The following is a 1,647-nucleotide window of genomic DNA, read 5'->3' on the forward strand; positions in this document are numbered from 1 at the left end:
GCTTGCGCAGCGATTCGAGTTCGCAGCGCAGCAGTTCGACCCGCTGGGTCTGCGGATCGAACATCTCGCGGCACGGCGTGCCATAGGGCACGAAGCGCGGATTGCCGGCCTGCCCGCCCTCGACCACGGTCGGACGTGCCGGGATGCCGACGACGGTCGTCGCCTCGGGCACGTCCTTCGTCACCACCGCATTGGCGCCGACGCGCGCGCGCGGCCCAATCACGATCGGTCCCAGCACCTGCGCGCCCGACCCGATGATCGCGCCGTCGCTGATCGTCGGATGGCGCTTGCCCGCGACGCCGTTGTCGGGGCTGGTCCCGCCGAGCGTCACATTCTGGTAGATGGTGACGTCGTCGCCGATCTCCGCCGTCTCGCCGATCACGACAAAGCCGTGGTCGATGAAGAAATGCCGCCCGATCGTGGCGCCGGGATGGATGTCGATCGCGGTCAGGAAGCGCGACCAGTGGTTGACGGCGCGCGCCGCGAAATACCACCGGCGCTTGAACAGCCGGTGGGCGATCTTGTGATATACGAGCGCCCAGACGCCGGGATAGGTCATAATCTCGAGCCGCGACCGGGGCGCGGGATCGCGCGCCTTGATCGAATCGAGATAGCGCAACAGCCGCGCCGTCATGGGCAGTCCCCTTCTCACGTCAGGGTCATGTAGGAGCGCTGCCGCCCGTCGCCAAGCCATGCTGTAGGCGTAACAAACCCCAGCTATCTTGTCGGAATTGCCATTTGCCGTCATCACGGGCCGCGCATACGCCGACATTGAAGGACACCGGATGCTCGAAAACCTGGACTGGGCGCGCCTTGCGGAATTCATCGCCGCCGGTTTCGCCGCCCAGATCGTCGATGGAGCGCTCGGCATGGCGTTTGGCGTGATTTCCTCGACCCTGCTCATCAGCGTGCTGGGCGTACCGCCCGCCACCGCCTCGGCCAGCGTGCATCTGGTGGAATGTTTCACGACCGGCGTGTCGGGGATCAGCCATGCGCTCCACCGGAACGTCAACTGGAAGCTGTTCTGGCGGCTGGTCCTGCCCGGCATCGCCGGCGGCGTGACCGGGGCGTATCTGCTCTCGACGATCGACGCATCGGTGACGCGGCCGTTCGTGATGACCTATCTCGCGCTGATCGGCGTGTATCTGCTGTGGCGCGGCCTGCGCCACCCGCCGACGCCGAAGGAGCCGAAGGTCATCGCGCCGCTCGGGCTGATCGGCGGGGNTTCCTCGACGCGGCGGGCGGCGGCGGCTGGGGGCCGGTCGTCACCTCCAACCTGCTGGTGCAGGGATCGACCCCGCGCACCACCATCGGCACGGTCAACACCGTCGAATTCTTCCTGACGCTGTCGGTATCGCTGACCTTCCTGATCCACCTCGGCGTCGCCGCGTTCACCACGGCGGTCAGCGGCCTGCTGATCGGCGGCATCCTCGCGGCCCCGTTCGGTGCGATCATCGCCAAGCGCGTGCCGGCACGCACGCTGCTGATCCTCGTCGGCATCGTGTTGACGATCACCAGTGCCTACAGTGTGTACAAGGCGCTGGCGTAAGAGGAACTGGTCCAACCAAACGTCACCCCAGCGCAGGCTGGGGTCTCTATGGCGTAGCGCGATGCAAGAGCCGCGAAAGACCCCAGCCTGCGCTGGGG

The 1,647-nt window shown here is 66.8% G+C and carries 2 protein-coding genes and 1 pseudogene; 2 read left to right on the forward strand and 1 reads right to left on the reverse strand.

The window, feature by feature from the left end:
- Positions 1-634 (reverse strand): serine O-acetyltransferase EpsC (gene epsC, locus ASE78_RS14430; RefSeq protein ID WP_235515088.1); only part of this gene is annotated, 634 nt, incomplete at its 3' end.
- Between the two features lie 151 nt (positions 635-785).
- Between epsC and ASE78_RS19635 the strand changes: the two genes are divergently transcribed.
- Both ASE78_RS19635 and ASE78_RS19640 read left to right on the forward strand, forming a co-directional pair.
- Positions 786-1,224, forward strand: a 439-nt coding sequence (locus ASE78_RS19635; protein WP_414887013.1) for a sulfite exporter TauE/SafE family protein, incomplete at its 3' end; no start/stop codon positions are given.
- Between the two features lies 1 nt (position 1,225).
- Positions 1,226-1,549: pseudogene (locus ASE78_RS19640) on the forward strand (TSUP family transporter); the annotation flags it as partial.
- Positions 1,550-1,647: the final 98 nt, after the last annotated feature.

Source organism: Sphingomonas sp. Leaf25 (genome assembly GCF_001421635.1).
In the GTDB taxonomy this organism is placed as follows: domain Bacteria; phylum Pseudomonadota; class Alphaproteobacteria; order Sphingomonadales; family Sphingomonadaceae; genus Sphingomonas.